Source organism: Streptomyces sp. NPDC000941, assembly GCF_053599555.1.
Window position 1 is genome coordinate 1 of record NZ_JBSFMM010000159.1, and the last position, 26,442, is coordinate 26,442.

General features: G+C 70.7%; 28 protein-coding genes. 15 read left to right on the forward strand and 13 right to left on the reverse strand.

The annotated features are described in order from the left end of the window. Positions 1-332: 332 nt before the first annotated feature. Together ACWDSL_RS37045 and ACWDSL_RS37050 are read left to right on the forward strand one after the other, a co-directional pair. Positions 333-1,007: a TetR/AcrR family transcriptional regulator gene (locus tag ACWDSL_RS37045; RefSeq protein ID WP_450492344.1), complete on the forward strand. Its 675-nt coding sequence runs from the start codon at positions 333-335 to the stop codon at positions 1,005-1,007. 71 nt (positions 1,008-1,078) lie between these two features. Further along, positions 1,079-2,269 carry an acyltransferase family protein gene (locus ACWDSL_RS37050; protein ID WP_450492345.1) on the forward strand — a complete coding sequence of 397 codons (1,191 nt, stop codon included), beginning with the start codon at positions 1,079-1,081 and terminating at the stop codon, positions 2,267-2,269. 6 nt (positions 2,270-2,275) lie between these two features. On the opposite strand, the gene ACWDSL_RS37055 is transcribed toward ACWDSL_RS37050, so the two are convergent. The 3 genes from ACWDSL_RS37055 to ACWDSL_RS37065 form a co-directional block, all read right to left on the reverse strand. Then, positions 2,276-2,530: a twin-arginine translocase TatA/TatE family subunit gene (locus tag ACWDSL_RS37055; RefSeq protein ID WP_450492346.1), complete on the reverse strand. Its 255-nt coding sequence runs from the start codon at positions 2,528-2,530 to the stop codon at positions 2,276-2,278. Continuing rightward, the gene (locus ACWDSL_RS37060) at positions 2,514-3,329 is read right to left on the reverse strand and encodes a hypothetical protein (protein ID WP_450492347.1); all 816 of its coding nucleotides are present in this window, start codon (positions 3,327-3,329) and stop codon (positions 2,514-2,516) included. Before ACWDSL_RS37060 ends, ACWDSL_RS37055 begins: the two co-directional genes overlap by 17 nt. Before the next feature lie 106 nt (positions 3,330-3,435). Next, complete coding sequence (locus ACWDSL_RS37065; protein ID WP_450492348.1) at positions 3,436-4,011, reverse strand: TerD family protein; 576 nt, start codon at positions 4,009-4,011, stop codon at positions 3,436-3,438. Between the two features lie 185 nt (positions 4,012-4,196). Between ACWDSL_RS37065 and ACWDSL_RS37070 the strand changes: the two genes are divergently transcribed. Then, positions 4,197-4,598, forward strand: a complete 402-nt coding sequence (locus ACWDSL_RS37070; protein WP_385622208.1) for a BlaI/MecI/CopY family transcriptional regulator — start codon at positions 4,197-4,199, stop codon at positions 4,596-4,598. A gap of 3 nt (positions 4,599-4,601) precedes the next feature. After that, the gene (locus ACWDSL_RS37075; protein ID WP_450492349.1) at positions 4,602-5,558 is read left to right on the forward strand and encodes a M56 family metallopeptidase; all 957 of its coding nucleotides are present in this window, start codon (positions 4,602-4,604) and stop codon (positions 5,556-5,558) included. Positions 5,559-5,574: 16 nt separating this feature from the next. Here ACWDSL_RS37075 and ACWDSL_RS37080 read toward each other — a convergent pair whose 3' ends face one another. After that, positions 5,575-6,030, reverse strand: a complete 456-nt coding sequence (locus tag ACWDSL_RS37080; RefSeq protein WP_450492350.1) for a tellurite resistance TerB family protein — start codon at positions 6,028-6,030, stop codon at positions 5,575-5,577. A 256-nt stretch (positions 6,031-6,286) separates the two neighbouring features. Here ACWDSL_RS37080 and ACWDSL_RS37085 point away from each other — a divergent pair, with 256 nt between their 5' ends. The 3 genes from ACWDSL_RS37085 (at position 6,287) to ACWDSL_RS37095 (ending at position 9,638) form a co-directional block, all read left to right on the forward strand. Further along, the gene (locus ACWDSL_RS37085) at positions 6,287-7,690 is read left to right on the forward strand and encodes a hemolysin family protein (RefSeq protein ID WP_450492351.1); all 1,404 of its coding nucleotides are present in this window, start codon (positions 6,287-6,289) and stop codon (positions 7,688-7,690) included. After that, positions 7,687-8,739 (forward strand): hemolysin family protein, encoded by a 1,053-nt coding sequence (locus ACWDSL_RS37090; protein WP_450492352.1) that lies wholly within the window; start codon positions 7,687-7,689, stop codon positions 8,737-8,739. Before ACWDSL_RS37085 ends, ACWDSL_RS37090 begins: the two co-directional genes overlap by 4 nt. Positions 8,740-8,864: 125 nt before the next feature. Next, positions 8,865-9,638, forward strand: a complete 774-nt coding sequence (locus tag ACWDSL_RS37095) for a sulfite exporter TauE/SafE family protein (protein WP_450492353.1) — start codon at positions 8,865-8,867, stop codon at positions 9,636-9,638. On the opposite strand, the gene ACWDSL_RS37100 is transcribed toward ACWDSL_RS37095, so the two are convergent. The 3 genes from ACWDSL_RS37100 to ACWDSL_RS37110 all read right to left on the reverse strand — a co-directional run bounded on the left by ACWDSL_RS37100 (position 9,613) and on the right by ACWDSL_RS37110 (position 13,079). Continuing rightward, positions 9,613-11,865, reverse strand: a complete 2,253-nt coding sequence (locus tag ACWDSL_RS37100; protein WP_450492354.1) for a serine/threonine-protein kinase — start codon at positions 11,863-11,865, stop codon at positions 9,613-9,615. The genes ACWDSL_RS37095 and ACWDSL_RS37100 overlap by 26 nt on opposite strands. Before the next feature lie 144 nt (positions 11,866-12,009). Further along, positions 12,010-12,582 (reverse strand): hypothetical protein, encoded by a 573-nt coding sequence (locus ACWDSL_RS37105; protein WP_450492355.1) that lies wholly within the window; start codon positions 12,580-12,582, stop codon positions 12,010-12,012. A gap of 29 nt (positions 12,583-12,611) precedes the next feature. Beyond that, complete coding sequence (locus ACWDSL_RS37110; RefSeq protein WP_450492356.1) at positions 12,612-13,079, reverse strand: DUF2000 family protein; 468 nt, start codon at positions 13,077-13,079, stop codon at positions 12,612-12,614. Positions 13,080-13,128: 49 nt separating this feature from the next. Between ACWDSL_RS37110 and ACWDSL_RS37115 the strand changes: the two genes are divergently transcribed. From ACWDSL_RS37115 to ACWDSL_RS37135, 5 genes are all read left to right on the forward strand, one after another. Then, positions 13,129-13,926 (forward strand): AraC family transcriptional regulator, encoded by a 798-nt coding sequence (locus tag ACWDSL_RS37115; RefSeq protein ID WP_450492357.1) that lies wholly within the window; start codon positions 13,129-13,131, stop codon positions 13,924-13,926. Between the two features lie 120 nt (positions 13,927-14,046). Then, on the forward strand, positions 14,047-14,394 hold the full coding sequence (locus tag ACWDSL_RS37120; RefSeq protein ID WP_450492358.1) for a DUF1330 domain-containing protein: 348 nt from the start codon (positions 14,047-14,049) through the stop codon (positions 14,392-14,394). Positions 14,395-14,693: 299 nt separating this feature from the next. After that, positions 14,694-15,272, forward strand: coding sequence for a TetR/AcrR family transcriptional regulator (locus ACWDSL_RS37125; protein WP_450492359.1), 579 nt, complete (start codon positions 14,694-14,696; stop codon positions 15,270-15,272). A gap of 2 nt (positions 15,273-15,274) precedes the next feature. Further along, on the forward strand, positions 15,275-15,946 hold the full coding sequence (locus ACWDSL_RS37130) for an enoyl-CoA hydratase-related protein (protein ID WP_450492360.1): 672 nt from the start codon (positions 15,275-15,277) through the stop codon (positions 15,944-15,946). 32 nt (positions 15,947-15,978) lie between these two features. Continuing rightward, positions 15,979-16,440 carry a PaaI family thioesterase gene (locus ACWDSL_RS37135; protein WP_450492361.1) on the forward strand — a complete coding sequence of 154 codons (462 nt, stop codon included), beginning with the start codon at positions 15,979-15,981 and terminating at the stop codon, positions 16,438-16,440. A gap of 18 nt (positions 16,441-16,458) precedes the next feature. Here ACWDSL_RS37135 and ACWDSL_RS37140 read toward each other — a convergent pair whose 3' ends face one another. Both ACWDSL_RS37140 and ACWDSL_RS37145 read right to left on the reverse strand, forming a co-directional pair. Beyond that, positions 16,459-17,208: a phosphotransferase gene (locus tag ACWDSL_RS37140; RefSeq protein WP_450492362.1), complete on the reverse strand. Its 750-nt coding sequence runs from the start codon at positions 17,206-17,208 to the stop codon at positions 16,459-16,461. A gap of 101 nt (positions 17,209-17,309) precedes the next feature. After that, complete coding sequence (locus tag ACWDSL_RS37145) at positions 17,310-17,888, reverse strand: AMIN-like domain-containing (lipo)protein (RefSeq protein ID WP_450492363.1); 579 nt, start codon at positions 17,886-17,888, stop codon at positions 17,310-17,312. Between the two features lie 215 nt (positions 17,889-18,103). Between ACWDSL_RS37145 and ACWDSL_RS37150 the strand changes: the two genes are divergently transcribed. After that, complete coding sequence (locus tag ACWDSL_RS37150) at positions 18,104-20,914, forward strand: AfsR/SARP family transcriptional regulator (protein WP_450492364.1); 2,811 nt, start codon at positions 18,104-18,106, stop codon at positions 20,912-20,914. Here the strand turns inward: ACWDSL_RS37150 and ACWDSL_RS37155 are convergent. Both ACWDSL_RS37155 and ACWDSL_RS37160 read right to left on the reverse strand, forming a co-directional pair. Continuing rightward, positions 20,898-21,587: a glycoside hydrolase family 11 protein gene (locus tag ACWDSL_RS37155; protein ID WP_450492365.1), complete on the reverse strand. Its 690-nt coding sequence runs from the start codon at positions 21,585-21,587 to the stop codon at positions 20,898-20,900. The genes ACWDSL_RS37150 and ACWDSL_RS37155 overlap by 17 nt on opposite strands. Positions 21,588-22,015: 428 nt before the next feature. Next, positions 22,016-22,474, reverse strand: coding sequence for a hypothetical protein (locus ACWDSL_RS37160; RefSeq protein ID WP_450492366.1), 459 nt, complete (start codon positions 22,472-22,474; stop codon positions 22,016-22,018). A 334-nt stretch (positions 22,475-22,808) separates the two neighbouring features. Here ACWDSL_RS37160 and ACWDSL_RS37165 point away from each other — a divergent pair, with 334 nt between their 5' ends. Next, positions 22,809-23,345: a hypothetical protein gene (locus tag ACWDSL_RS37165; protein ID WP_450492367.1), complete on the forward strand. Its 537-nt coding sequence runs from the start codon at positions 22,809-22,811 to the stop codon at positions 23,343-23,345. A 65-nt stretch (positions 23,346-23,410) separates the two neighbouring features. On the opposite strand, the gene ACWDSL_RS37170 is transcribed toward ACWDSL_RS37165, so the two are convergent. After that, a complete protein-coding gene (locus tag ACWDSL_RS37170) occupies positions 23,411-23,806 on the reverse strand; it encodes a RidA family protein (protein WP_450492369.1) in 396 nt (131 codons plus the stop codon). Between the two features lie 139 nt (positions 23,807-23,945). On the opposite strand from ACWDSL_RS37170, the gene ACWDSL_RS37175 reads away from it, so the two are divergent. After that, entirely contained in the window at positions 23,946-24,920 is a 975-nt protein-coding gene (locus ACWDSL_RS37175) for a helix-turn-helix transcriptional regulator (protein ID WP_450492368.1), read from the forward strand. A gap of 171 nt (positions 24,921-25,091) precedes the next feature. Here ACWDSL_RS37175 and ACWDSL_RS37180 read toward each other — a convergent pair whose 3' ends face one another. Further along, on the reverse strand, positions 25,092-26,261 hold the full coding sequence (locus ACWDSL_RS37180) for an alpha-hydroxy-acid oxidizing protein (RefSeq protein WP_450492370.1): 1,170 nt from the start codon (positions 26,259-26,261) through the stop codon (positions 25,092-25,094). Between the last annotated feature and the right edge of the window lie 181 nt (positions 26,262-26,442).

Sequence of the window (26,442 nt, forward strand, 5' to 3'; positions counted from 1 at the left end):
CATCCGTCGCGCTCCCGAGCCCCGGTCCAGCGCACCGCTGGGCCGGCTCACTGGCCACCGCGCGGCAGCAGTCGCGGCGGAGCGCAGCGGAGCCTGTTTTGAGCTCAGCCGCCTGCCGGGCCGAGGACCGGGACGCCGCGTCGGCCGCCCCCTTCCCTCCCGCTGCTGCCGCTTTGGACCCGGAGGGTCCGAGACGAAAGCCGCGCCCGCGTGAGCCGAATGCCGCGAGATGGTGCGTGGGCACAGCGAAGCGCGGCGCAGCCAACGCACAGCGCGGCGAAGCCGGCGGCACGCAGCACAACCCGAACCGAAAACCTCAGTAGCCTGCCGGTATGCGAGCGGTGGGCGGAGTGGACAGAGCGGACCTGACGGGGCGGGCGCGGCTGCGGGAGGCGGCGCTTGAACTGTTCGCGGAGCGGGGGTTCGAGGCGACGTCCACGCGGGCGGTGGCGGCGGCCGCCGGGCTCTCCCCGGCGCTGGTGACCCGGCACTTCGGCTCGAAGCAGGGGCTGCGGATGGCGGTGGACGAGTACGTACTGGGGCGGATCGGCGAGGCGTTGGGCGGCCTGGATGCCGAGGGTGCGGACGGCGGTGCGCTGATGGCCTCGCTGGGGGAGGTCTCGGCGCGGCTGTTCGGGGCCGATCCGGTGTTGCGCGGCTATCTGCGGCAGGCGCTGCTGGAGGACAGCGAGGCGAGCGCGGCGTTGTTCGGCCGGCTGCTGCGCGGGGCGCGCGGGGAGTTGGAGCGGCTGCGGGAGGCGTCCGGCAAGTCGCCGCAAGGGGCGGACGACGGAGGGGCCGATGAGGGAGGCATCGATGACGGACAGGGTGATGAGGACTGGGCGCCGTTTCAGATGCTCTGTCTGATCCTCGGGCCGCTGCTGCTTGAGCGGGTCATGCAACCGAACCTGAGCGCCCCGATGTTCGACCCCGAGGTGCTGTCCCGTCGTAGCGCTGCCAACCAACGGCTCTTGCTCCGCGGCCTGTTCGGGCCTGACGGTACGTAGGGTTTACCCGAGGGCGGATACGGGGGAGAGCCCTACCGCGCGAGTGTGCACGTGTACACCATCCTCAACGCATGAACACCATGCCTTCTGTTCCGCCTCGTCTCGCCTGGCTGGACAACCTCCGTATCGCCGTGACCGTCCTCGTCGTCGTCCACCACGCCGCCCAGGCATACGGCCCCGGCGACTGGTGGTACGTCGAGGGCCGGCCGCGTTCCGGGGCGCTGGCCACGCTGTCCGCGTTGGACGGCACGTTCGCGATGAGCCTGTTCTTCTTCGTCTCGGCCTGCTTCGTGCCTGTCTCGTACGAACGCCACGGCGCCCGAGCCTTCCTGACGTCCCGGCTGCGGCGGCTCGGCATCCCCCTGGTCGTCGGGGCGCTGACGATCGTTCCGGGGCTGATGTACGCGTATTACGTCCACTACCGCGGTTACGCTCCGATCTCCCCTCTTCGTTACTTCACCGACGTCTATTTGGGGTTCGGGGAGAAGCCGGTCGACTGGAGCGGGCCGTCCTGGCCGGATCTGCAGTTCGCCCATCTCTGGTTCATCCAGAACCTGTTGGCGTACAGCGCCCTGTATCTGGTGTGCCGGCAGGTCGCCCGGCTCGTCCGGCGGCGGCGTACGGACCGGGGCGGCGTGCGTCGGGAGGGTGGCCGGATACCGGGGCACGGTGCGCTGGCGCTGCTGACCGTGGCGCTCGCGGTGGCCACCTATGCCGTACGGCTGCGCTATCCGCTGGACACTTGGGTGCCGTTCTTGGACTTTCTGCAGGTGGAGCCCGCCCGGCTGCCGCTTCAGGGGGGCTTCTTCCTGCTCGGTGTGGTGGCCCACCGCTACGGCTGGCTGGAGCGGTTCCCCGCCCGGACGGGCTGGTTGTGGCTGGCGGGCGGCTTGGGCGGGGCCGCGCTGCTGTTCGCCGTCGGGCCGGGCGCCGGCTGCTTCGCCCCGGGAGGCTCCGGATGGCGGTCCGCGCTGTGGTCGCTGTACGAGAGCGCTCTGTGCGTGGCGCTGTGCGTCGGGCTGCTCACCCTCTTCCGTGAGCGCTGTGCGGGCTCGGGGCGGCTCCGCCGCGAGCTGGCGGCCGGCTCGTACGCCGTCTACATCGTGCATCTGCCGATCGTGGTGGCCGTGCAGTTCGCCCTGGGGAGCGACGGCCTTCCGGCGCTCGGCGCCTGGGCCCTGACGGCGGTCCTGGCGCTGGGCGCGGCGTTCCTGGCCGCGGCCGGGCTGCGCCGGCTGCTCGGGGTCCGCTCGGTGTTGTGAGGCGGGTCAGCGTTGGCCGGTGCCGGGGTCGGTCGGCTCCGTTCGGGACCGGATGACGTCGCCGGGTTCGGCGCGGATCACGCGGTGCCCGGACCCGTCCTCGGTGACGGCGGGCTGGTCGTCGGACTTCATCGCCTTGGACTCGCTCTTGAGGATGCGGGCCGACTTGCCCATGGAGCGGACCAGGTCGGGAAGTTTCTTGGCCCCGAGGATGACGATGACGACGATGAGGAGGAGCGACAGCTCACTTATCCCGAGCATCGGTACCTGCTTTCTTCGCTGAGTGGTGGGGTGGGGTGAAGTCAGGGCCGGAGAAGTCGGGGCTCGCGTAGTCAGGGCTGGCGTAGTCGGGGCTTGCGAAATCCGGACTTGCGAAGTCCGGGCTGGAGTAGCCGAGGCGTGGACGGCGGATGAGTTCCACCGTCCCCTGTGGGCGATTGTCGCGCAGTCGCCCGCGCAGATACGGCAGGACTCCGCGTTCGAGGAGGGCCAGCCGCCAGGCGTCGCGGGCCGCGGCGATGCCGTCCCGGTGCCGCTCGGCCCGGTCGACGGGTGTGGCGCGGTGCCGTGCGGCGGTGGTGAACAGCCAGATGGCGCCGACGGCGGTGGTGAGGGCCGCGATGACAGCGGTGGTGTGCGCGGCGGTCAACAGGGTGTCGGCCAGGCGGCGCTGGGAGGCGCTGAGCCCCAGGGTGTGGCCGAGGAGAAGGAAGACCACGGTCGCCACCGTGGCCAGCACCGGCGTCAGGACCGCCAGCGCGGGCAGCAATCTCTGCCCGGCCCCGGATGCGGCCGGGGCTCCGGCCTTCGCGCCAGGCAGCGCCGGCGCGCGTTGCCGTACGTAAGCCCCGTACTCGGTCGCCGCCGCCACCGCGATGGACGCGGTGTCCGCCAGGGCCTGGGAGCGCAGCTCCTCGAGGTCCGGGCCCTCGGCGGAGCCGTTCCGCAGGGCCGTACGGATCTCCGGGGTGTTCAGCGCCTGGTGCAGCACCTGCTCGAAGTCGGGTCTGTCCGCCGCGTCCAATGCCTGCGGTGCCTGGGATGCGTACGGGCCGGTCATGTCCGTTCCCTCGGTGAGTTGGAACCAGCCGGTGCCGCCGCCGGGCCGGGGCGCCCAAGGGCCCGGCCCGTGCCCGGCAGCGGCGGCGGTGGTGGTGGCGGGGACGTCAGACGCCGACCCCGAAGTCGGAGGCGATGCCCGCCAGGCCGGAGGCGTAGCCCTGGCCGACCGCGCGGAACTTCCACTCCGCGCCGTGGCGGTAGAGCTCACCGAAGACCATGGCGGTCTCGGACGCGGCGTCCTCGCTGAGGTCGTAGCGGGCGAGCTCATTGCCGTCGGCCTGGTTGACCACGCGGATGAAGGCGTTGCGGACCTGGCCGAAGCTCTGGCCGCGGGATTCGGCGTCGTGGATGGAGACCGGGAAGACGATCTTGGTGATCTCGGCGGGCACGGCGGCGAGGTTGACCTTGATGGACTCGTCGTCGCCGTCGCCCTCGCCGGTGAGGTTGTCGCCGGTGTGCTCGACCGAGCCGTCGGGGCTCTTGAGGTTGTTGTAGAAGACGAAGTGCTGGTCGGAGGGGACCTTCCCGGCTTCGTCGCAGAGCAGGGCGCTGGCATCGAGGTCGTAGTCGGTGCCCGTCGTGGTCCGTACGTCCCAGCCGAGGCCGACCAGGACCGCGGTCAGGCCCGGTGCCTCCTTGCTGAGCGAGACGTTGCCGCCTTTGGACAGGGAAACTCCCACGATCTCCTCCTGTGTTCGGTGTGCTGGTTGACGGGTCCGGAGAAAAATCTACAGCACTGTAGAAGAATTGGGAGGGCGATGTGGGACCGCGGAGGCGGTACGGTCCTGTGGCGGCCGGTCGCGCGTGGCGCGTCGCCCGCGCGGTGCGGCCTGGCGGAGGGAGACGGACGGTGAGGCACGACCCCTTGAACCCGGACGAGGGCGGTCCGCGCCCGCGTTCCCGCCGGCGCGGGCAGGGCGAGCTGGAGGCGCAGGTCCTGGATCTGCTGTGCCGGGCGGGCGGCCCGGTCACGGCGGCCTGGGTGCAGGAGCGGCTCGAGGGCGACCTGGCGTATACGACGGTGATGACGATCCTGTCCCGGCTGCACACCAAGCAGGCGGTGGCACGGGAGCGAGTGGGCCGGTCGTTCGTATGGCGGGCCGAGGCCAACGAGGCGGGCCTGGCCGCGCTGCGGATGCGCCGGGTGCTGGACGGCCAGGACGACCGGGAGGCCGTGCTGGCGAGCTTTGTGACCGGGCTGTCGGCGGACGACGAGCGGCTGCTGCGCGATCTGCTGAGCGAGGCGGCGGGGGAGCCGGAGGACTGACCCATGGGTGTGTTCGTCTTCCTCCCCCTGGTGCTGCCGCTGACGGCGCTGCCGATCGCGCGCCTGGCCGAGCAGCATCTTCATCCGCGCGCCGCCACCCGCCTGCTGTCGTTCGTCGGGGGCGTGCTGGCGCTGTCCTCGACGCTGTGCCTGGGCCTGCTGGTCGTCGTCGGCACGGCCCAACTGCCGGGCAATCCGCTCCCGGACGGCTGGTCCGACCCCGAGGTGCGGGCGGCGGTGCCGTACGACGAGGTGGCCGGGAAGGCCGCGATCGGCGCGCTGGCCGTGGTGGTCGGCGGCTGTGTGGCGACCCTGGTGCGGCATGTGACGGTACGGCGGCGGGCCCAGGCGGCGCTGGTCGGCATGCCGGACTCGCCGGTCGCGGTGCTGCCCGACGGCAAGGCGTATGCGTACGCCCTGCCCGGCGGGCCCGGCGGTCCTGGCGGGTGCCGGGCGCGGGGGCGGATCGTCGTGTCCACCGCGATGCTGGACTGTCTGAACGCCCGCGAACGGCAGGCGCTGATCGCCCATGAGCGGGCGCATCTGGCCGGGCGGCACCATCGCTACCTGCTGGTGGCCCAGCTGGCGGCGCGGGCGAACCCCCTGCTGCACGCGCTGCGCGCCGCGGTGGCCTACTGCGCGGAGCGATGGGCGGACGAGGAGGCGGCCGGGGAGGTCGGGGACCGCAGGGTGACGGCACGGGCGGTCGGCAAGGCGGCGCTGGTCTCGCGGGGCACACCCGCCCCCACGCTGGCCGGATTCGCCGCCCCCGGGCCGGTGCCGCGGCGGGTGGCCGCGCTGCTGGGGCCGGTGCCGCCCGCGCGCTGGTGGCCGCCCGCGGCCACGGCGGCCGGTCTGGCCGCCTGGATCGCGGCCGCCGGCACCGCCGCGTCCGCGCTGTCCTCGGCGAACGCGGCGGTGGCGCTGTTCCTCGTCCTGCAGGCGGCCACCCCGCTGTGACGGGCGGACCGTCTGTCTACAGGTCGAACTCGGCCGGCGGCAGCTCAAGGGCGAAGCAGGCCTCGCGTACGACGCCCTGCTCGGTCTTGTCGAAGTTGCCGTCGGCGCCGCCGATGACGATGCCGATCTGGATGACGGCCCGCGCCTCGGCGGGCTTCTTCTTCGCCTTGGCGACCTCCTGCAACAGGCTGACCTTGCCGAACTGGAAGTCGGCGGTGATCTTGTTGAGGTAGTCGTTGAAGCGGCGCTGCAGGTCGTCAGCGGCGAAGTTCTGCAGCACCTCGTTGGTGGCGATGAGCTGGGCGACGCGCTGCCGCTCGGACGGGTCGACGCTGCCGTCCGCCGCCGCGACCAGGGCGCACATCGCCATGCTCGCGTCGCGGAACGCACCGCTCTTCAGGTCGTTCTTCTTCGCGACGAGCTGGGTCTGCATCGTCTGGGCGGAATCCTTGATGCGATCCCACAGGGCCATGAGAACTCCGTATGTGTGTTGTTTCTACAGTGGTGTAAAACCTAGCAGGGTGCGGTCGCGATGAGTCTGCGTACGGCCACCGTAGTCCCGGACCGGAATGCTTTACCATCTCTTTACGTTGAATGAGCGATGAACCTGAGTTATGAAGATGAACCCGAGCGATGAAAAGGAGCGGTAGACCCGCCATGGGTGAACCTCCCAGTACCGGCCGTGCCATCCCCCGTCGGCAGTCGAGCGATGAGCGGAGGGTGGCACGGTGACCGAGGTCCTTCTGCTCCTGCTGGCGCTGCTGCTCACCCTGGCCTGCGCGGTCTTCGTGGCCGCCGAGTTCTCGCTCACCACGATCGAGCGCGGTGAGCTGGAGCGCGCGGTCGAGGCGGGCGAGCGCGGCGCCGAGGGCGCGCTGGCGGCCGTCCGCCGGCTGACCTTCCAGCTGTCCGGCGCCCAGCTGGGCATCACGGTCACCTCCCTGGTGATCGGCATGCTCGCCGAGCCCTCCCTGGCCGCGCTGTTGCGCGGTCCGCTGCGGGCCATTGGCCTGGGCGCGGCCGCCTCCTCGGTGGCCACGGTGCTGGGCGTGGCCCTGTCCACCGTGGTGCTGATGGTGGTCGGCGAGCTGGTGCCCAAGAACTGGGCGATCTCCCGCCCGCTGGCCGTGGCCAAGGTGGTCGCGGGCCCGCAGCGCGGCTTCACCGCCGCCTTCTCGCCGTTCATCCGCCACCTCAACAACACCGCCAACCGATTCGTACGCCGCCTCGGCCTGGAGCCCGCAGAGGAGCTGGCCGGCGCCCGTACGCCCGAGGAGCTGGTGGCCCTCGCCCGCCACTCGGCCGCGCAGGGCGCCATCGAGCCGGACTCGGCCGAGCTGTTCGTGCGCACCCTCCACCTGGGCGAGCTGACCGCCGAGAACGTGATGACCCCGCGCGTGGACGTCCAGGCGCTGGAGTCCCACGCCACCGCCGTCGACGCCGCCAATCTCACCTTCGCCACCGGTCTGTCCCGCTTCCCCGTCTACCGCGACAGCCTGGACGAGGTCATCGGCACCGTCCACATCCGCGACGTCCTCGCCCTGGACGCCGCCAAGCGCGCGGCCACCCCCGTCACCGACCTGATCACCCCGCCGCTGCTGGTGCCCGACACCCTCCCCGTCGCCACCCTGCTGCAGCGGCTGCGCGCCGAGCGCGTCATGGCCGTGGTCATCGACGAGTACGGCGGCACGGCCGGGGTCGCCACCGTCGAGGACGTGGTCGAGGAGGTCATTGGCGAGGTACGTGACGAACACGACCCCCTCGATCCCCCCGACCTGCTGCCCGCGCCGCCCACCGACGACGGCCGCGCCGTCTGGGAGGCCGATGGCGGCGTCCGCCTCGACCAGCTCGCCGGGATCGGCCTCGCCGCGCCCGACGGCCCGTACGAGACCCTGGCCGGGCTGCTCGCCACCCGCCTGGGGCGCATCCCCGAGGAGGGCGACACCGTCCATCTCGACGGCTGGGACCTGACCGTCCTCGACGTCGACCACCACCGCGCCGACCGCGTCACCATCACCGCCCCGGCGCGCCCCGCCACCGAGCCCGCAGCCGGACTCGCCGCCGAGTCCGCGACGGAGCCCGCCACCGGGCCCGCCGCCGAGCGCGCGAACGAGAAGGAAGACGCCCGATGACCGTTCTACAGCTGGCCATCGGCGCCCTCACCCTGCTCACCAACGCCTTCTTCGTCGGCGCCGAGTTCGCCCTGATCTCGGTGCGCCGCAGCCAGATCGAACCCGCCGCCCAGGCGGGTTCGCGGCGGGCCCGCACCGTGCTGTGGGCGCTGGAGCACCTGTCCGCCCTGCTGGCCACCGCCCAGCTGGGCATCACCATCTCCTCGCTGGTCCTGGGCGCGGTCGCCGAACCGGCCATCGCGCATCTGCTGGAGCCCGGCTTCGACGCGGTGCACGTCCCGGACGGCCTGGTGCACCCGATCGCCTTCGTGCTGGCCCTCACCGCCGCCACGTATGCGCACATGCTCATCGGCGAGATGGTCCCCAAGAACATCGCCCTCGCCGCCCCCGAGCGCACCGCGCTGCTGCTCGGCCCGCCCCTGGTGGCCGTCACCCGCGCGCTGCGCCCCGTCGTCTTCGGCATCAACGCCTTCGCCAACACGCTGCTGCGGCTGCTGAAGGTCGAGCCCAAGGACGAGGTCGAGTCGGTCTTCACCGACGACGAGCTCATCCGGTTGGTCCGGGACTCCAGCGCCGCGGGGCTGCTGGACCCCTCCGGCAGCGAGCGGCTGCGCGACGCCCTGGAGCTGGGCACCCGGCGGGTCGGCGACATCCTGGTGCCGCTGGACGAGATGGTCACCGTCGGCCCCGAGGTCACCCCCGACCAGCTGGAGCGCGCGGCGGCCGCCTCCGGCTACTCCCGGCTGCCGGTGATCGGCCCGGCCGGGGCGGTGCTCGGCTATCTGCACATCAAGGACACCCTCGGGGCGGCCAACCGGGACAAGCCCTTCCCGCGCACCGCCCTGCACACCGTCACCCGCGTACGGGCCGACACCCCGCTGGACGACACCCTCACCGCGATGCGCGGCGCGGGCACCCATCTGGCGGCGGTGACCGGTGACGACGGCGGTGCGGTGCTCGGCTTCGTCACCATGACGGATGTCCTGGACGAGCTCGTGGGCCCCGAGCCTTCCCCCAGCTACCGCTGGGAGGTGCCCCCTGCTGTCTGAGCATGTCTGAGCATGTCTGTCGTCTAAGTATGTGGACACCGTCTTGCATACGAGACAGCAAGTCTGGAGGATGAGCCGACGGCGGACACGGACACGGGCGCAGGCGCGGGCAGGAGTGGGGACGGATGAGCATCGGGTCCTCGGCACTGCTGGTGTCGGCCGGCGTGGCCTCGGGGCTCGCCGGCTCGATCGCCGGACTGGCCTCGCTGTTCAGCTATCCGGCCCTGCTCGCGGCCGGTCTGCCGCCCGTGGCCGCCAATGTGACCAACACGGTGGCGCTGTTCTCCAACACGGTGGGCACCGCGGCCGGGTCCCGGGCCGAGCTGCGCGGCCAGCGCGACCGCCTGCTGCGTCTTGGCGTCCTCGCCGCACTCGGCGGCGCGGTCGGGGCCGCGCTGCTGCTCTCCACCCCGTCGTCGGCCTTCGAGGCGGTCGTGCCATGGCTGATCGCGCTCGGCTCGGTGCTGATCCTCGTCCGTGACCCGCTGCGCCGCCTGGTGGAGTCGAAGTCGCGCCCGGTCGGCCGAACCGCCCGTCCCACGCTCCCCATGGCCTGCGCGATCCTGCTGGTCGGCCTGTACGGCGGCTATTTCGGCGCGGCCTCAGGCGTGCTGATGCTGGCGGTGCTCTCGCTCTCCGCCGCCGCCGGCGAGCCGCTTCCGGTCACCAACGCCGTCAAGAACATCGCCACCGGCGCGGCGAACATCACCGCCGCGGTCGCCTACGCCTTCATCGCACCCGTGCACTGGGGCGCCGCCGTGGCGCTCGGCGTCGGGGCCCTCTTCGGCAGCTGGGTGGGGCCCATGATCGTACGGCGGCTGCCCGAGACACCCCTGCGGATCGTCATCGCCCTGGCCGGTCTCGGCCTCGCCTTCAGCCTGTGGCACCAGGGGACGTGACCTGCCCGGACGCGGACGACCGGGCCGAGGGCTGAGCCGACGACTGGTCCGGCGGCCGGGCCGAGGGCCGGTCCGCGCGCACGGAGAACGCCGTGTATCCGGCCGTGGCCACGATCTCGTCCTTGACGAGCATCACGCTCGGCGGGACGGCCACCCCTCCGACCCCCACGTTGTTCAGCGCGGTGATGCGCCACGCCTCCGCCCCGGTCCTGGTGTTCAGCGCCAGCAACCGGCCGAAGCGGTTGGAGAAGTACAGCTGTCCGTACTTCTTGGACGCCACCGGCGCGGACAGGCTCTCGATGTCCGTCGACCTCCGCCACAGCCTCCGGCCGGTGTCCGGGGACACGGCGCTGACCATCCCGTTGTCCTGGACGAAGTAGGCGACGCCGTTCAGCACGGTGGCCGAGCCGTACATGGTGTGGGACAGCGCGGTCCGCTCGGTCTCACCGGTGCGCGGGTCCACTCGGATCAGGGCGTTGTACGGCCGCACGTACCCCTCGTCGTACACGTCTTTCGCGGTCTGCGGCACGAGGAACACGGGCTGGTCGTGGAAGGCGCCGAGGAGCAGCGACTTCTTGGGGAGGGTGGCGAGTTCGCGCGGGGTGCCGTCCGCGGGGTCGAGGCGCAGCAGGGTGTACGGGCCCTCCTCGGCCAGGCCGGACTCGTCGGTGGATGAGCACAGGGCGTAGGGGACGCCGCCCAGCACCGTCGGATTGCAGAACTTCCCCGCGAGCGCCGGCGACCGCCACAGCAGCCGACCCGACGTCCCGTACGCGATGAACTCCCCTTCCCCGTCCGCCAGCGTCAGCACCCCGCCGGGAAACAGGACCGCCGATCCGGACCCGCTCATCCGCTGCTCCCACCGCGGTTCCTTGGTGGTGGCGTCCAGCGCCACCACGTACCGGCCCGGCCCCTCCGTCTCCCGGTAGGCGTAGACGACCCCGTCGCGCACCCCGATCGGCCGCGCCTGCTGCGGGGTGTCGCCCCACCGCCACCGGATGCGACCGGTGGCGGCGTCCACCGCGGCGACGGTGAAGCCCGTTCCGCCGCAGTACAGGGTGGTGGCGTCGGACACACATCCGGACTTCTGGTAGCCCATCTGGGGGCCGGACGTGGGGACGCTCAGCGACGTGCGCCAGGGGTGCCAGCCCTTGGGCAGCGCCGCGGACGCCGTGGGCTGCGTCGTGTCCGGCGAGGGCGAGTCCGTCGCGAACATCACCGCCGCGACGGTCAGCCCGGCGAGGGCCAGGGCCGCGCCGACGGCGGTGAGGATCAGCCGCCCGCGGCGCCGCCGCCCGGCGGCGGGCTCGCCGGGGGGCTGGGGCGGCAGGGCTTCGGGGGCGCCGGCCCCCAGGTGGGTGGGGACCGGCCCTTGGGCGTTCGGCCTTTCGGTGGTCGAGGGGGCGGCTGCGGCAGCGAAGTCGGGCAGCGCGTCCAGCATGCGGTGCAGTTCGGCCAGATCGGGCCGGTCGGTCGGCTCCTTGGCCAGGCAGCGTTCGGCGATCGCCACGAGCGGCCCCGGGACCCCGGCCAGCGTCGGCTGCTCGTACATCACCTGGTAGCCCGACACATACGGGCTGTCGGACTCGAACGGCGCGGCGCCCGTGGCCGCGAACACCAGCAGCGACCCCAGCGAGAACACGTCCGAGGCCGCGGTGACCCCGCGGGGACTGCGCAGTTGCTCGGGCGACATGAAGGGCGGGGTGCCCAGCACCCTCCCGACGGTGACGGTGAGCGTCTGGTTGTCGGCGGCGCGCGAGATGCCGAAGTCGATGACGCGCGGCCCGTCGGCGGCCATCAGGATGTTGGAGGGTTTCAGATCCCGGTGCACCACCCCGGCCTGGTGGATATCGCGCAGCGCCTCGACGAGCCCCAGCCCCAGCGTCCGCAGGCTCCGCCCGTTCAGCGGGCCTTGTTTGCGTACGACCTCGCTCAGGGTGGGCCCGGGCACGTACAGCGTGGCCATCCAGGGCCGTTCGGCATCCGGATCGGCGTCCACCACGGGAGCGGTGAACGCCCCGCTCACCTTGCGCGCCGCCGCGACCTCCTGCCGGAAGCGCGTCCGGAACTCCTCGTCCTGCGCGTACTGCTGGTGCACGAGCTTGACCGCGACATGCCGCCCCGAGGCCGAGTGTCCGAGATACACCACGCCCATGCCGCCCGCGCCGAGCCGGTCGACCAGGGTGTAGCCGCCTATGAAGTCAGGATCCCCGGTGTTCAGGGACATGGCCCATCCTCTTTCCCCGCCCTACTGTCTCGCTCGTCACCCGAATGCGTGCGCCGCACCAGATTAGGCGTGCGGGTATGCCGCGAGTGGCCGACCACACCGGGGCCACCGCAGAATCGGCACAAGTCGAGCACGAGCGTGACGTTAGCCCACGTCTCCCGGTCCGGGGTCACCCGCCCATGGCTCCTGCCCCGCCGCTGACTGACAGAAGCGGCAGCCGTCCCAGTACGGCAGGGCGCTCAGCACGCGATGCGGTACGCACGAGGCGACCGCGGCCTCGCCGGGCCCGGGGAAGCCGCCGCCATCACGGTGTACGGCGTCGGCAGGGTCGAACGCCTCGACCATGGCCCGGAACCTCCGCAGATACCCCTCCGCGAACGGTGGCTCGTACCCCAACTCGTCCCAGCGGTGGCGGCGCAGGGCGAGGCCGACGACGCGCACCACGAAATCCTTCGACCGGGCCTGCTCGGCGGGCGTAGCCCCCCAGTCGATCTCCCCCAGGTCGAACCCGACGGCCCCGCGCCCCATGACGTTCTGGTCCTGCAAGGTCAGGAGGGCGGCGAAGCGGTAGTCCCAGGCGTCGTGCGCGAGATCGGAGACGGAGAGCGTCAGGACGTCGAGGAAGACGTCCGTACCGCCGTTGGACAAGGAGAGGCTGTCGCCGCCGCTTCCCGGCTCCAGCCGATCTGCGGCTCCGCCCCCAAACACATTTCCCACCCGCGTCACGGTACGCAGGACTCGCCCCCTCAGGGGTGCATCCGAGCGCCTTTGATGATCTTGTCGACCGCGTTCCGCGGCCCGTACACGGCGAGCCCCACCAGGTCCAGCTGGTCCTTCGGTACGGCCCGTACCGCCGCGCGGTTGTCCCGGTCGTTGCCGGTGGTGAAGAGGTCGGAGGTGAACACCGCCCGGGGGAGCGCGCGGGACAGGGCGCGGGCGTGCGCCGCGGTCAGTGTCTCCTTCGTCCCCTCGAAGACCAGGACGGGCTGGCGGAACATCGGCAGATACGGGGTGCCGTCGGCGTCGGCGTACGGTTCGCCGATCACCTCGGGCAGCTCCGAGCCCAGGCCACTGACCAGGAACGCGGTCACGTTCAGCCGCTGCCAGGGCTGCAGATCGTCCCGCAGCACCACGGCGATCTTCGTATCGAAACGTACGGGGGTGGTCTCGGTCGTCATGCTCGTGTCGCTCGTCGTGCTCGTCGTGCTTGTCATGTTTCGAGGCTGCCGACCGCCCCGCCGTACCGTCTTGTACGTTTCTTGCATGGTGCCCCCGCAAGACGTATCCGCATGGCGCCCGCAGGTCCCGGGCGTCGTCGAGGTCTTCCACGCCCACTTCACCGAGCACGCGTACCCGATGCACGTCCACGACGTATGGACCCTGCTGATCGTCGACAACGGCGCGGTCCGCTACGACCTGAACCGCCGCGAATGCGGCACCCCGCACGACACGGTGTCCCTGCTCCCTCCGCAGGTGCCGCACAACGGCTCACCCGCCAGCCCGCAGGGCTTCCGCAAGCGGGTGGTCTATCTGGACCTGTCCCAGCTGGACGAAGGGCTCATCGGCCCGGCGGTGGACCACCCCGACATGGTCGATCCCCTCCTGCGCCGCCGCATCGGACAGCTGCACGCGGCCTTGGCCCAGCGCGGCGACGAACTGGAAGCGGAGAGCCGCCTCGCCCTGATCGGCGAGCGGCTGCGCGGACACCTGCGGCCCCGGCCCGCCGCCGCCCCGCCACCCAATACGGACCTCGGCGTGGCGCACAGCCTGCGGGAACTCCTCGACGAGCGGCTGTCGCAGGGCGTGACCCTGGACGATGCCGCCAAGCTGGTGCACGCCCACCCCACCCACCTGGTCCGGGCGTTCAGCGCGGCGTTCGGTATCGCCCCGCACCAGTACCTGATGGCCCGGCGGGTCGACCACGCCCGGCGGCTGCTCCTCGACGGCCGGCCGCCCGCGGAGGTGGCGACCGCGGTCGGCTTCTACGACCAGTCGCATCTGACCAGGCACTTCAAACGCTTCGTGGGCGTCACCCCGGGGCGCTACGCCCGGAAGCCATGACCCGGCCCTCAGCCATGCCCCGGGCGATTACCTGCCAGGTCATCGACCCCGACGGCCCCGTACGCCACGATCGTCGGCATACGGAGCCCCACGGCGCCATCGACCGGAAGGACGCCACCCATGTCTGCCTACGTCATAGGCCATCTGCGGGAGGCCGACCCGCACCCGGAGATCGCCGAGTACATCGAGCGCATCACCGCCACCTTCGAGCCGTACGGCGGCCGCTTTCTCGTCCACGGCACCCAGCACGAGGTGAAGGAGGGCGGCTGGCCCGGGCATGTCGTGGTGATCGGCTTCCCGGGGATCGCCGAGGCGCGGGCGTGGTGGGACTCGCCCGCGTACCAGGAGATCGCCCCGCTGCGCTCGCGCCACATCGAGGGCGACATCATCCTGGTCCCCGGCCTCCCCGAGGGCTACGACCCGGCGTCCACCGCGAAGGTGATACGGGAGGCGGCGTCCGCCGCGTAGCCCTGCGAACCCCGCGGAACTCGCCCCGCCCGCCCGCGTGTTGACGGAGCCGTGGCGCCCCGATTTCCGGTTGGGGCGGCCTGGGGCTGGCCCTTCTCTCGGCCCGGCTGATATTCCCCGCCGCTCGGAAAGACGCCTGACGCCTGGAACAGTCCTTGCATGTTCTATGCCATACAGCATAAGTTACCGCCAGGTAGTGAGACCTGCGGGAAGGCACCTGCATGCGGCGGGACGGTGACAACGCTGGGAGCGGCCCGGCCGGTGGCGTGAGCCGGCGCAGGAGCGACAGCCGTGACCGGATGGTTCTGAGCGCGGCGGAACTGCTGCGTGAGTACGGCGCCGGCGCCACGAGCATAGATCGGGTCCTCGTACACAGCGGAGCCCCGCGCGGCTCGGTCTACCACCACTTTCCCGGTGGGCGGGCGCAGCTGATCGACGAGGCGGTGACGCTCGCCGGTGACTTCATCGCCGGTCTGATCGAGACCGCCGCTGAGGCCGATGACCCGCTCGCGGCGGTCGACTCGTTCTTCGCGCTGTGGCATGACCGGCTCGTCGAGAGCGGCTTCCGGGCCGGCTGCCCCATCGTGGCGGTGGCCGTGGAGACCAACGACGACGCCCCGCAACTCGCCCGCTCCGCCGCCGCGGTCTTCGCCCGCTGGCAGGAGGCGCTGGCCGCGCTGCTCGTCCGGCACGGTCTGCCCGAAGCGCGGGGGAGGCGGCTGGCCGCGTTCATCATCGCGGCGGTGGAAGGCGCCGTGATCATGTGCCGGGCCGAGCGGAGCACCGCCCCGCTCGAGGCGGCCGCCGCCGAGATCCACGACCTGCTGGGCCACGCCCTGCGCACCGGACCCGCCCGGCATCCCTGTGTGAAGGAGTAGCCATGCCCACGCTGGACCGCCAAGACAACGTCTTCGTACTCGACCTCGGGGACGGTGAGAACCGCTTCCACCCCGACTGGCTCGCCTCCGTCAAAGCCGCGCTGGACGAGGTCCGGGCGGCGGAGGGGCCCCGCGCCCTGGTGACGGCCGCCACGGGCAAGTTCTACTCCAACGGCCTGGACCTGGACTGGCTGCTCGCCCACGCCGACCAGCACCACGACTACGTCGTCTCCGTACACGACCTCCTGGCCCGGACGCTGTCCCTGCCACTGGTGACCGTGGCCGCGCTGCAGGGGCACACCTTCGCGGCGGGCGCGATGTTCTCGCTGGCCCATGACGTCCGCGTGATGCGCGCCGACCGCGGCTACTGGTGTCTGCCCGAGGCGGACATCAACATCCCCTTCACCCCGGGCATGTCCGCCCTCATCCAGGGCCGGCTCACCCCGCGGACCGCCCATGAGGCCATGGTCACCGCCCGCCGCTACGGCGGCCACGACGCGCTCACCGCGGGCATCGTCGACCGCGCGGCGGCCGAGGCCGCCGTCCGGTCGACCGCCATCGAGTTCGCCGCGGCGCAGGTGGGCAAGGCCGGAGACACCCTCGGCACCATCAAGACCCGGATGTACGCCCCCGTCCTGGCCGCCCTGCGAGACAAGGACATCCCCCTCGGCTGACGCCGACGCACCCCGCAAGGAAACCCCGCCCCATGTCGACCACAGACCTGGCCGCCCTCTCCGGCCTCGACCTCATGCGCTGGATACAGTCCGAGCGCCCCGCCGACATCCCCTCCATCGGCCGCCTGCTCGGCATGCGCTTCGACGAGGTCGACCACGGACGCATCGTCGTCTCCCTCGACACCCGCCCCGACTTCGCCAACCCCCTCGGCACCGTCCACGGCGGCATCGCCGCCACCCTCCTCGACTCGGCCATGGGCTGCGCCGTCCACACCACCCTCCCCGCGGGCGTCGGCTTCACCACGCTGGAGCTGAAGGTGAACTACATCCGCGCCGCCCGCACCGAAGGCCAGACCCTCACCGCCGAAGGCACCGTCATCCACGCCGGCCGCCGGACGGCGACGGCCGAAGGCAAGGTGCTGGACGAACAGGGAAAGCTGATCGCCCACGCCACGACCACCTGTCTGATCGTCGGAGCTGGGGGAGAGGCGTAACCGCTGAGGAAGGGAGGTTCAGGTCGCGGCCCACAGCCGTCGGTAGAAGTCGATGCGCTCGGGGTCGGGGCTGATGCCGTAGCCGTCAAGGAGCGTGTCATCCCAGCCCGGCCCGTAGTTCCACTCGGTGCTCCACGTGGCCACGGCCAGGTCCGCCCACCGGTCGGCGAGGCCGAGGGCGCCCATGTCCACATGGCCGGACCATGTGCCGTCCGAGTTCAGGAGCGTGTTGGGGGCGCAGGGGTCCCCGTGGCATACGACCAGGCGGTCGATCGGCGGCGGCGCGGGCAGCTCCGCGGGCACCTCGGCGCCCGCGCGCCGGGCCACGTCCAGCCGGTGGTCGACGGACCAGCTGAACGGGCAGTCGTCCACGGGCAGCCGCTCATGCAGCGCCCGTAGCGCGGTCCCCAGCGCCCGTACGGCCGTCCGGACATTGGGGGATGCCTTCCACCGGGGGCTGACGGCGCTCTCGCCGGGCAGCCCCTTGGTGATCATCCAGGTCCCGTCCTCATCGGCTCCAAGATCCAGAACCTGAGGAACGGGCGTATAGCGACCGGCCCAGCGCAGGCGAGTGGCCTCAACCTCCAGATCCGCTGCCGAGCCCTTCGGATCCCACTTGGCGAACAGCCGGTCGTCCCCGCTGCCGAGTTGGAAGGTCAGGCCCCCCAACTCGTTCAGCCATACGGGCAGCACCGGCCGGTCGCCGGCAAGGGCGGCGATCGGTGCGGGCACGCGCACATCGCGAGGCGGCGGGCCGGAGTAATGCATACGCGCATGCTCTCCTTCGCGCCGCGCCGAACGCGAGCGATTTTGCGGCGCACCGAAGCGCCGCCGCGCTTCGGTGCGCCGCGCTTCGGCGCCGCCGTGACTTACTTGGCGTGGGCGACGTCCACGATCAGCTTGTCGCCGGACTGCTGCACCCGGAACGGCAGCTTGGCGCGGAGGCCAAGACCGACCTGGGTCTGCCCCTCGATGCTCGCCCCGAACTTGGTGTCCCGGAAGGTCTTGTAGCCGGTGATGTTCACACCGGGCAGGGACTTTCCGGGCTTGCCGGCATACGTCTTCTGGGCCGGGTTCGACGGGTTGTAGCTCGGCGAGTTGACGACGATCTCCAGGATGGCGCCGCCGTTGACCCTGATCTGGTCACCGGTGCCGCTCTGGCGGAACTTCGTCACGTACCCGACGTGGTAGCCGATCTTGCTCGTCGCCCCCTTGATGTCGAAGACCATGCGGTCGTAGCACGTGTGCTTGCCCGTCGTGATGTTCCGCAACGACTTGGCGGTGCTGTCCTCGGCCGACTTGGTGTTGCTGTTCCAGGAGGCCGAGCAGGCCGCGGCCGATACGGCCCGGTCCGCCGGACCGGTCGTGGCACCGGCGATTCCGGCCGTACCGGCCAGACAGGCGCCTGCCATGACGAGCACCGCGGCAGTCGTTCCGATCTTGCGCATGAAATACCTCTAAGTGGTTCGAACACTGATCCGGGAGAGAGTGAGCGGCCCTTCCGTGATCTTCACTCTTCCGTCAGGACGGCCGGACCTCATCCGCCCGGGTACTCAGCTCCAGCCACGCAAGTACTCACCTTGGTGGAACCTTGGCTGAAACTTCAACTGGCTGGTTGGGGCACGTCTTGCGAAAGTGGACCTCTGGCAACGGGGGTGTGGATATGCCGATTGAGTTCCGTGTGCTCGGCGATGTCGGGGCGTATGTCGACGGAGCAGCGCTGGATCTGGGCCATGCGCAGCAGCGCTCGGTTCTGGCGGCGCTGTTGGCGGAGGCCCGGCGCACGGTGTCGGCCGATCAACTCGTCGACCGGATCTGGGGCGAGGACACCCCGCAGCGCGCCAAGGGGACGCTGTACAGCTATCTGTCCCGTTTGCGGGCTGTGCTGGCGGTGGCCGAGGACGAGTGCCGGATCGCTCGGCGCCCGGGCGGTTATGCGCTGCTGGTCGACCCGGACTCCGTGGACCTGCACCGCTTCCGCGCCCTGGTCGAGCGGGCCCGGGCCGCCGACGAGGCGTCGGTGGCCGCGCCGCTGTTCGATCAGGCGCTGGAGCAGTGGCGGGGGGACTTCGGCGCGTCCTGTGACACTCCGTGGTTCGGCTCCGTACGGGAGGGATTACGGCAGGAGCGGCTGGCCGCCCTGCTGGACCGCTACGACACCCTGCTCCTGCTCGGCCGCCATGGAGAGTTGCTGGCCGAACTGCTCACCCTCGTCGAGGAGCAGCCGCTCAACGAGCGGCTGACCGGCCACATCATGCTGGCGCTGTACCGCGGCGGGCGCGTCGCGGAGGCGCTGACCCGCTACGACGCCTTCCGGAACCGGCTGGCCGAGGAACTGGGCGTCGACCCGGGGCCCCGGCTCGGACAGCTGCGCCAGCAGATCCTCACCGCGGACCCGGCGCTCGCCCCGGCCCTCACCTCTGCGCTCACCCTTGCGCCCACTCCGCAGGCGGCCCGCCACCCGGTCCCCGCGCATCTGCCGGCCCCACCCCCCAGATTCACCGGCCGCACCCATGAACTGGACCGGCTGGCCCGCCTCCTGGACGGCCGGGCCGGGGCCGAAGACCCCATGGCGATCGTGGCGATCACCGGTCCCGGCGGCATCGGCAAGACCTGGCTGGCCCTGCACTGGGCCCACCGCCATCTGCGGGACTTCCCGGACGGACAGCTCTACGTCAATCTGCGCGGCTTCGACCCCTCCGCCGAACCCGTCCCGGTGGCGGCGGCCATCCGCGGCCTCCTCGACGCCCTCGGCGCCGACCCCGCGGCCATCCCCTCGGATGTGGAGGGGCAGGCCGGGCTGTACCGGAGCCTGGTGGCGGGCAAACGCCTGCTCGTGCTGCTCGACAACGCCCGTGACAGCGACCAGGTCCGGCCCCTGCTGCCCGGCAGCCCCACCTGTACGGCGCTGATCACCAGCCGCCACCGCCTCACCGGGCTCGCCGCCACCCACGGAATCCGGGCCCTCGGCCTCGACGTACTCTCCGAAACCGAGGCCCGCACCCTGCTCACCCGGCACCTCGGAGACCACCGCGTGGCCGACGAACCCGCGGCCGTCCACACGCTCCTGGACCACTGCGGGGGCCTTCCGCTCGCGGTCAGCATCCTCTCCGCCCGCGCCGCCGCCCATCCGGACCTCCCCCTCTCGGCTCTCGCCGAGGAGGTCGAGGAGGCCGCCACCAGGCTCGACGCCCTGGACACCGGCGACGTCGCCGCGGATCTGCGGGCGGTGTTCTCCTCCTCGTACCGGGCCCTCGCGGCCGACGCGGCAAAGACGCTGAGCCTCCTCGGCCTCGCACCCGGCCCGGACATCGGCGTCCCCGCCGTCGCGAGCCTCACCGGCCTCCCCGCGCCCCGGGTCCGTGACCATCTGCGCACCCTTCAGGCCGCGCACCTGCTCCAGCAGCACACCCCGCACCGCCACCGGATGCATGACCTGGTCCGCCTCTACGCCGCCGAACAGGCCGAGACCCTGGTGACCGACGACCGCCAGTCCGCCCGCCACCGACTGCTGGACTTCTGCCTCCACAGCGCCTGTGCCGCGGCCGAGCTGCTGGACCCGCACGGGGACCGGATCCCCCGGCCCGACCCCCGACCAGGCGTCATACCGGAGGCGTTCGCGGACGAGGAGGACGCCCTCAGGTGGTTCACCGCCGAGCATCCGTTCCTGCTCGGCGCCGTGGACCTCGCCCGCGCCTCCGGCTTCGACTCCCACGTATGGATGCTGGCCCAGGCCCTCGAGCCGTTCTTCGACTACCGCGGTCACTGGCGCGACTGGGCCGACACCCAACACACCGCACTGCTCGCCGCGCAGCGGCTCGGCGAGCTGACCTGGCAGGCCGACGCCCACCGCGGTCTGGGCGCGGTCCACACCCAGATCAAGCGCCTCGACCACGGGCACACCCACTACCAGCGCGCGCTCGACCTCTATGGCCGCGCGGGCGAGCGCCTGGGACAGGCCCATGCGTACCGGGGCCTGAGCTGGGTGTTCGTAGAGCAGGACCGGCTGCGCGAAGCGCTCGTCCACAACGAACGGGCGCTCGCGCTCTACCGGGAGGCGGACCACCGGACCGGCCAGGCCAAGTCGCTCAACAACGCCGGATGGCTGCACGCCATGCTCGGCGAATACGAGCACTCGCTCGACTACTGCACCGAGGCCGTCGAGCTCAACCAGGAGTCCGGAAACCGGCACGCCGAGGCCGGGGCGTGGGACAGCCTCGGCTACGCCCATCACCACCTGGGCGGTTACGCCGACGCCGTGAACTGCTACCAGCGGGCCCTCGACCTCGTGCGTGGATTCGGCGACCGGTGCGGCGAGGTCGAGATCCTCCTCCACCTCGGCGACAGCCACGGCGCGCGCAACGCACCCGACCTGGCCCGGTCCGTATGGCAGCAGGCCCTGAGGATCGCCGACGAGATCGACCACACGGCCGCCGATGAACTCCGCAAGAAGCTGGTCAGCCACTCACCGTGAGATTCGAGTTCCCGCTGCTCTGGTATCCCTCGGTCGCGAGGATCATGTAGTACTTGAAGGTGCCCAGATTCATTCCGGAACGGGCCCAGGCGTCGAAGTGATTTCCCGTGGTGATGGTGCCACCCGTTTTCTTCGACTGCCGGACGCTCCAGTATTGATTGAACGTGCGAGTGCCTTCGACGGAGGGCGCGTTGTAGCGCGTCGTCATGTAGATGTCGTACGTGCCGCCGTCACTGGTGACCGCGCCCTTGTACGTGCCTGTGGGCCGGTAGGTGCCCCAGTTGTCGACGATGTAGTACTCGACGAGCGGGTTTGATGTCCACCCATAGAGCGCTAAATAGCCATTGCCGGACGGGTTGAAGCTGCCGGAGTAGTTCACACTCCGGCGTCCGCCGTTGCTCCAGCCCTTACCGCAGACGAAATTGGAGCAGTTGGTCCACGAGGTCCGGTAACTGCCGCCGGACGCCAGGGTCATGGCGACCGACCCGCCGCCATCGGTCCAGAACGAGTAGTAGAAGCCGTTGTTGGTGCCGGTCTGGTTCGTGGTGATGGTCGTGTCGGCGTACGCGGTGCCGGGCAGCATCAGCCCGGTCGTGGCCAGCGCCAAGGCGCCGGCGCGGCCGATGAAGTCCCTTCGGTTCACCGGGCGTGCGGGGGTGTTGTCCGAGTTCATGATCTCCTCCTCATGAAGGCTGGCGACCGACGATGGCGACAGTGTTGGACCGGGGCCGTAGGGTGTCAACGGCTTCCGCAAGAATTACGGAAACTCCGTCCTGGCCAGGAGATCCCTCAAGAGGATATAAGTCCAGTTCACTGCCGTGATCGACTCATCGGACAGAGATCGATTGACGAAGTCTCCGACTCAGATCCCGAATTCCAGGGGGACGATACTGAAAAGTTTTCGGAGACTTTCCGGATCACGCTGGGGCTGCCGTCAGCGCCGAGGCTGATACGGCGGGAATCGCACGGGGCCGGTGAAGGGCACCCACGTGGCCGCACCCCTCAGCCGGACCCGGACCCGGACCCGGACCCGGGCCACGGCCCAGCGCTCCAGCCGCTCCCAGCGCTCGACGGCCACCGTACGGCTCGGGCGCCCGGCAGCTAGGTCGAGCTCGAACAGCTGGCGGTGAGGGTTTTGCCGGGCTTGTTCTTCTTCGTGTCCTCGTCCACGAGCTTGCCATCGACGAATATCTGGCAGCCGATTTCCGTCTTCGGGTTCACTGAACCCGTTTGCAGCGACAGCGACCTTCCCGGCTTCACCTTCAACTTCTTCGACCACGGCGTCTTGACCTCGTCGAGATCCAGGTCCGTATCACCGCTGCTGTTCTTCTTGCCGGTATACAAGTCCGAGTTGATACCGGGGATGTATACGCTCGCCGGTGAATCCCCCGTCACCTTGAATTCGACAGTCACCATGCTGTCGTCGGCGCCGTCCTTGTCGCCGTCGTCGGAGCAGCCTGCCAGCAGGGCTCCCGTGATGGCCAGACAGGCCGCGGCCTTATGTGTACGCATTGTTCCCCAACGGTCTGTTTCGCGCGGCCGGTTGTGGATTTTGAACAACCGACGGCGAGTAATCCTCACATGCGTTCCGCCCGGGAACCAGCGGTTCCGGCCCGGTACGTGGATCAGTTCCGCTGTACCGGAGATAAGTGCGCTCGGCGATGGCGCGGCGCTTGCGGAACCGCCGGTAGGCCCGGTCCTTGGTGATCTTCCGGCCAGGCCTGCTCCGGGGCGGGCGGATCCGCTCGATCCCTTGATGACCACCGTCGCCGGACAGGCATGAACCGGGCCCCCTAACTGCGCTTTATCGGGATTCGCCGGACCTCGACCACATCGGCGATCTACTGTACGCATGCACCACGTTACCCACCGCAGTCATCCGAGGAGGAATCCTGTGTCATCGCCCTGCGACCCCAAGCATGCTCCCGCCGGCGATGTGGGCGCAGCGCTCATGATGATCGACTCCCGGCTCAAGGGCATCTATGACGGCGCGACCGAGACCGACCCCGAACAGCGGGCGTTGATCGACCAGTACACCGCGTCCCTGGGTCCCAGGGGAGCCAATGCCGTGCTGGACGGCACGTGCACGCTCATCTTCATGTTCATGAAGTGGCTCAGGCTGGCCTACGAGGACCACGACAAGGACGTCATCGAGTACGTGGTGCCCAACCTCGTGGCCACGATGCGCATGATGCCCAGGAGCGTCAGCCCCGAGGCCATCCCCACCATGGCCGGCCTGCTCATCGCCGCGGGCACCGGCCTGAGCCCCAACCTGTGGCGCAAGCAGTACGGATACTGGACCAAGGACGAGATGACTCCCCTGGAAGTGACGGCCTTCCTGCTCGCGGAGCACATCAACCGCCTCACCGACGACCGCGACTTCGCCACCCGCATGATCGCCCAAGCCCTGCCCGAACCGGACGAGGACTGACGCACTCTCGGCCTGCTGCTCGTGCCGGTTCGACCGGCACGAGCAGCGGAGGCGGCGAGGCCGCATCACGCGACGGCGGTCCCCTCCAGCTCGACCAGCTGGCCGGGGATCGCCAGCCGTGTCACCCCGAGCATCGTGGTGGTCGGCGCCACCCTGGCGGCGCCCAACCGCGACGCCAGCACGCCGTAGTGCTGGAAAAGCACATCCACGTCGGTGGTGTAGACGTTGAGCCGGACGAGGTTCGTGAGGGTCATGTCGGCCTCGCCGAGCACGGCCTCCAGGTTGTCGAGGCTCAGCGCCAGTTGCGCCGCCATGTCACCGTCATGCTGGGGCTTGCCGTCGCCGCTCATCGCGGTCTGCCCGGAGCAGTACAGGGTGCGGGTGTGCCCGGAGACAACCTCACCCTGGTTGAATCCCATCTCCACCGACCACGTCACCGGGTTGACCGCGGTTCGTTCCAAGGCCACAACAGCTCCATTCGATTCACTGGGCGCGTACGTACGTCCGTCGGCTCGGTATCCGCCCACTTCCGACGCCGTGTTGAAAGCCTCGCAGCGAAACCACGACATCCTGTGTCATGTATTCCGATAGAGTTTTCGGATGCGCGCCGACCGATTGGTCTCACTGGTGCTGCTGCTGCGCCAGCGCGGTCGACTGTCCGCGGCCACGCTGGCCCGCGAGCTGGAGGTGTCCACCCGCACCGTGCTGCGGGACATCGAGGCGCTGTCCGCAGCCGGCGTCCCGGTCTACGCCGAACGCGGCAGGCGCGGCGGTTTCGCGCTGCTGCCCGGTTTCCAGACCGAGCTCACCGGACTGAACCACGACGAGGCGCTGGCCCTGCTGGTCGCCGGATCACGGCGTGGCGCGCAGGTATTCGGCCTCGGCTCGGCGCTCGCTTCGGCCATGCTCAAGGTGGTCGACGCGCTGCCCGACGGCTATCGGGACACCGCGGCCGGCGCGGCGCAGCGATTGCTCATCGACCCGGAGACCGACCTCCTCTCGCGCCGCGTGGTCGCCGAGGAAGTGCCCGACACCGTAGTGGCCGAGGTCCGGCGCGCGGTGTTCGCCGGACACAAGCTGCGCATCCGCTACGCGGCCGTGGACCAGACCCCGAAGTGGCGCACCGTGGACCCGATCGGCCTGGTCACCGTACGCGGCCAGGGCTACTTGCTGGCCACGAGGTCCGGCGCGGACCGTACCTACCGGCTGTCGCGCATCCTGGCCGCCGAGGAGCTCGACGAACCCGCACAGCGACCGGACCGGGTCGACCTGGACCGGGCCTGGCAGGAACGCAGCACGCGGTTTCGGACCGGCGGCGACCAAGTCGCCGTGCTGGTACGGATGAACCCGGCGCGGCGCGCGGACCTGGTGGGCACCGCGCTGGCCGTCCTCGCCGAAGAGACCGACGCGGACGGCCGGCTGCGGCTGGAGGTGACCTTCCAGGATTCGCGACATGCCGAATGGGCGATATGGCAGCTCGCCACGGACGCGGAAGCCCTCGCCCCGCAGTGGTTGCGTACCTCCTTGCGCAACCGTGCCGCCGCGATTGCCGCCTGCTACGGGGTGTCGTCCTGAGGCTTGTTCAAGGGGAAGTAGAAGGCCGAGCTGATCAACTGGCCGAACAAGTACGACCCGGCCACCGGCACCGGCTTCCTCCAGCCGGCGTTCACCGGTACGGGAGTGTCCTGACCAATCCGGGCGACGCACAGCAGGGCGGGACCCAGCGAGTGGGTCCCGTCGCGGTGGTCAGATGAGGCGGCTGAGGCGGCGGAGCGCGTCGGGGGTGAGGTCGGCGAGGGTGGGGTAGCCGTCGACGGCCATGAGCAGGTCGGCCTCGGCCAGCAGGGAACGCAGGACGTGGACGACACCGTCAGTGCCGGCGAGAGTCAGGCCGTAGAGATAGGGACGGCCGATGCCGACCGCGGTGGCGCCCAGAGCGAGGGCCTTGATGACGTCCGCCCCGGTGCGGACGCCGGAGTCGAACAGAACGGGCAGCCCGTCGGCGGCCTCGACCACTTCCGGCAGGGCGTTGAGCGCGGGCAGACCGCCGTTCGCCTGGCGTCCGCCGTGGTTGGAGCAGTAGACGCCGTCCACACCGCCGTCCTTGGCGCGGCGGACGTCGTCGGGGTGGCAGATGCCCTTGAGGATCAGCGGCAGGTTGGTGATCGACCGCAGCCAGGGCAGATCGTCCCAGGTGAGGGGGTTTCCGAAGATCTTCGCCCAGTGCATCACGGTCGCAGCCGGGTCGTCTTCGGGAGCCTTGGCGAGCCGGGAGCGGAACACCGGGTCGCTGGTGTAGTTGGCCAGGCAGTGGCCGCGGAGCTGGGGGAAGTTGCCGGCCGCCAGGTCACGGGGCCGCCAGCCGGGGACCCAGGTGTCGAGGGTGACCACGATGGCCTTGAAGCCCGCGGCCTCGGCCCGGTGGACCAGGCTCTCGGCCACCTCCCGGTCGGAGGGGGTGTAGAGCTGGAAGAAGCCGGGCGTGTCCCCGAACTCGGCGGCCACTTGCTCCATCGGATCGACGGTCAAGGTGGAGGCGATCATCGGTACGCCGGTACGGGCGGCGGCGCGGGCGGTGGCGAGGTCACCGTGACCGTCCTGTGCGCACAGCCCGACCACACCGACCGGCGCCATGAGCAGCGGTGTGGGCAGGCGCATCCCAAACAGGTCGACGGACAGGTCGCGCTGGGTGGGGCTGACCATCATGCGGGGGATGAGGCCCCACTGCTCGAACGCCGTGACGTTGGCCCGCTGGGTGTATTCATTGCCCGCCCCGCCGGCCACGTACGAGCGCACCGCGGGCGGCATCGCCGCCTCGGCCAGCGGTTGCAGTTCATCGGAGGTCATGGGCAGGTTTGGCAGCACCCCGCGCAGCCCGTCGTAGTAGATCTCGTTCTGGTAGTCGGCGAAAGCCATGGTCCGGTCCTCCTGCACGCCCGCGGGGTGCGGGCTCTCGAAGTCCACCATGGGAGAGTGACGGACGAGAGCCGTGAAACGCAGGTTTTGAGGCGGCCGCCCGTCGGCCCCCCCCGGGGCGTACGCCCACCCGCCGCCGGCTTTGGTGTTCTGTTCTGCTGGTGTATTTTTAATAACAACA

What these genes read in the sequence shown, in the direction of transcription:
- ACWDSL_RS37120 (WP_450492358.1), top strand. Translation starts at nt 14,047, where the DNA reads ATGTCTGCCTACGTCATAGGCCATCTGCGGGAGGCCGACCCGCACCCG.
- ACWDSL_RS37130 (WP_450492360.1), top strand. Translation starts at nt 15,275, where the DNA reads ATGCCCACGCTGGACCGCCAAGACAACGTCTTCGTACTCGACCTCGGG.
- ACWDSL_RS37180 (WP_450492370.1), bottom strand. Translation starts at nt 26,261, where the DNA reads ATGGCTTTCGCCGACTACCAGAACGAGATCTACTACGACGGGCTGCGC.
- ACWDSL_RS37100 (WP_450492354.1), bottom strand. Translation starts at nt 11,865, where the DNA reads ATGTCCCTGAACACCGGGGATCCTGACTTCATAGGCGGCTACACCCTG.
- ACWDSL_RS37115 (WP_450492357.1), top strand. Translation starts at nt 13,129, where the DNA reads ATGGTGCCCCCGCAAGACGTATCCGCATGGCGCCCGCAGGTCCCGGGC.
- ACWDSL_RS37050 (WP_450492345.1), top strand. Translation starts at nt 1,079, where the DNA reads ATGAACACCATGCCTTCTGTTCCGCCTCGTCTCGCCTGGCTGGACAAC.
- ACWDSL_RS37075 (WP_450492349.1), top strand. Translation starts at nt 4,602, where the DNA reads ATGGGTGTGTTCGTCTTCCTCCCCCTGGTGCTGCCGCTGACGGCGCTG.
- ACWDSL_RS37045 (WP_450492344.1), top strand. Translation starts at nt 333, where the DNA reads ATGCGAGCGGTGGGCGGAGTGGACAGAGCGGACCTGACGGGGCGGGCG.
- ACWDSL_RS37060 (WP_450492347.1), bottom strand. Translation starts at nt 3,329, where the DNA reads ATGACCGGCCCGTACGCATCCCAGGCACCGCAGGCATTGGACGCGGCG.
- ACWDSL_RS37140 (WP_450492362.1), bottom strand. Translation starts at nt 17,208, where the DNA reads ATGCATTACTCCGGCCCGCCGCCTCGCGATGTGCGCGTGCCCGCACCG.
- ACWDSL_RS37145 (WP_450492363.1), bottom strand. Translation starts at nt 17,888, where the DNA reads ATGCGCAAGATCGGAACGACTGCCGCGGTGCTCGTCATGGCAGGCGCC.
- ACWDSL_RS37095 (WP_450492353.1), top strand. Translation starts at nt 8,865, where the DNA reads ATGAGCATCGGGTCCTCGGCACTGCTGGTGTCGGCCGGCGTGGCCTCG.
- ACWDSL_RS37125 (WP_450492359.1), top strand. Translation starts at nt 14,694, where the DNA reads ATGGTTCTGAGCGCGGCGGAACTGCTGCGTGAGTACGGCGCCGGCGCC.
- ACWDSL_RS37155 (WP_450492365.1), bottom strand. Translation starts at nt 21,587, where the DNA reads ATGAACTCGGACAACACCCCCGCACGCCCGGTGAACCGAAGGGACTTC.
- ACWDSL_RS37110 (WP_450492356.1), bottom strand. Translation starts at nt 13,079, where the DNA reads ATGACAAGCACGACGAGCACGACGAGCGACACGAGCATGACGACCGAG.
- ACWDSL_RS37055 (WP_450492346.1), bottom strand. Translation starts at nt 2,530, where the DNA reads ATGCTCGGGATAAGTGAGCTGTCGCTCCTCCTCATCGTCGTCATCGTC.
- ACWDSL_RS37090 (WP_450492352.1), top strand. Translation starts at nt 7,687, where the DNA reads ATGACCGTTCTACAGCTGGCCATCGGCGCCCTCACCCTGCTCACCAAC.
- ACWDSL_RS37150 (WP_450492364.1), top strand. Translation starts at nt 18,104, where the DNA reads ATGCCGATTGAGTTCCGTGTGCTCGGCGATGTCGGGGCGTATGTCGAC.
- ACWDSL_RS37080 (WP_450492350.1), bottom strand. Translation starts at nt 6,030, where the DNA reads ATGGCCCTGTGGGATCGCATCAAGGATTCCGCCCAGACGATGCAGACC.
- ACWDSL_RS37175 (WP_450492368.1), top strand. Translation starts at nt 23,946, where the DNA reads ATGCGCGCCGACCGATTGGTCTCACTGGTGCTGCTGCTGCGCCAGCGC.
- ACWDSL_RS37135 (WP_450492361.1), top strand. Translation starts at nt 15,979, where the DNA reads ATGTCGACCACAGACCTGGCCGCCCTCTCCGGCCTCGACCTCATGCGC.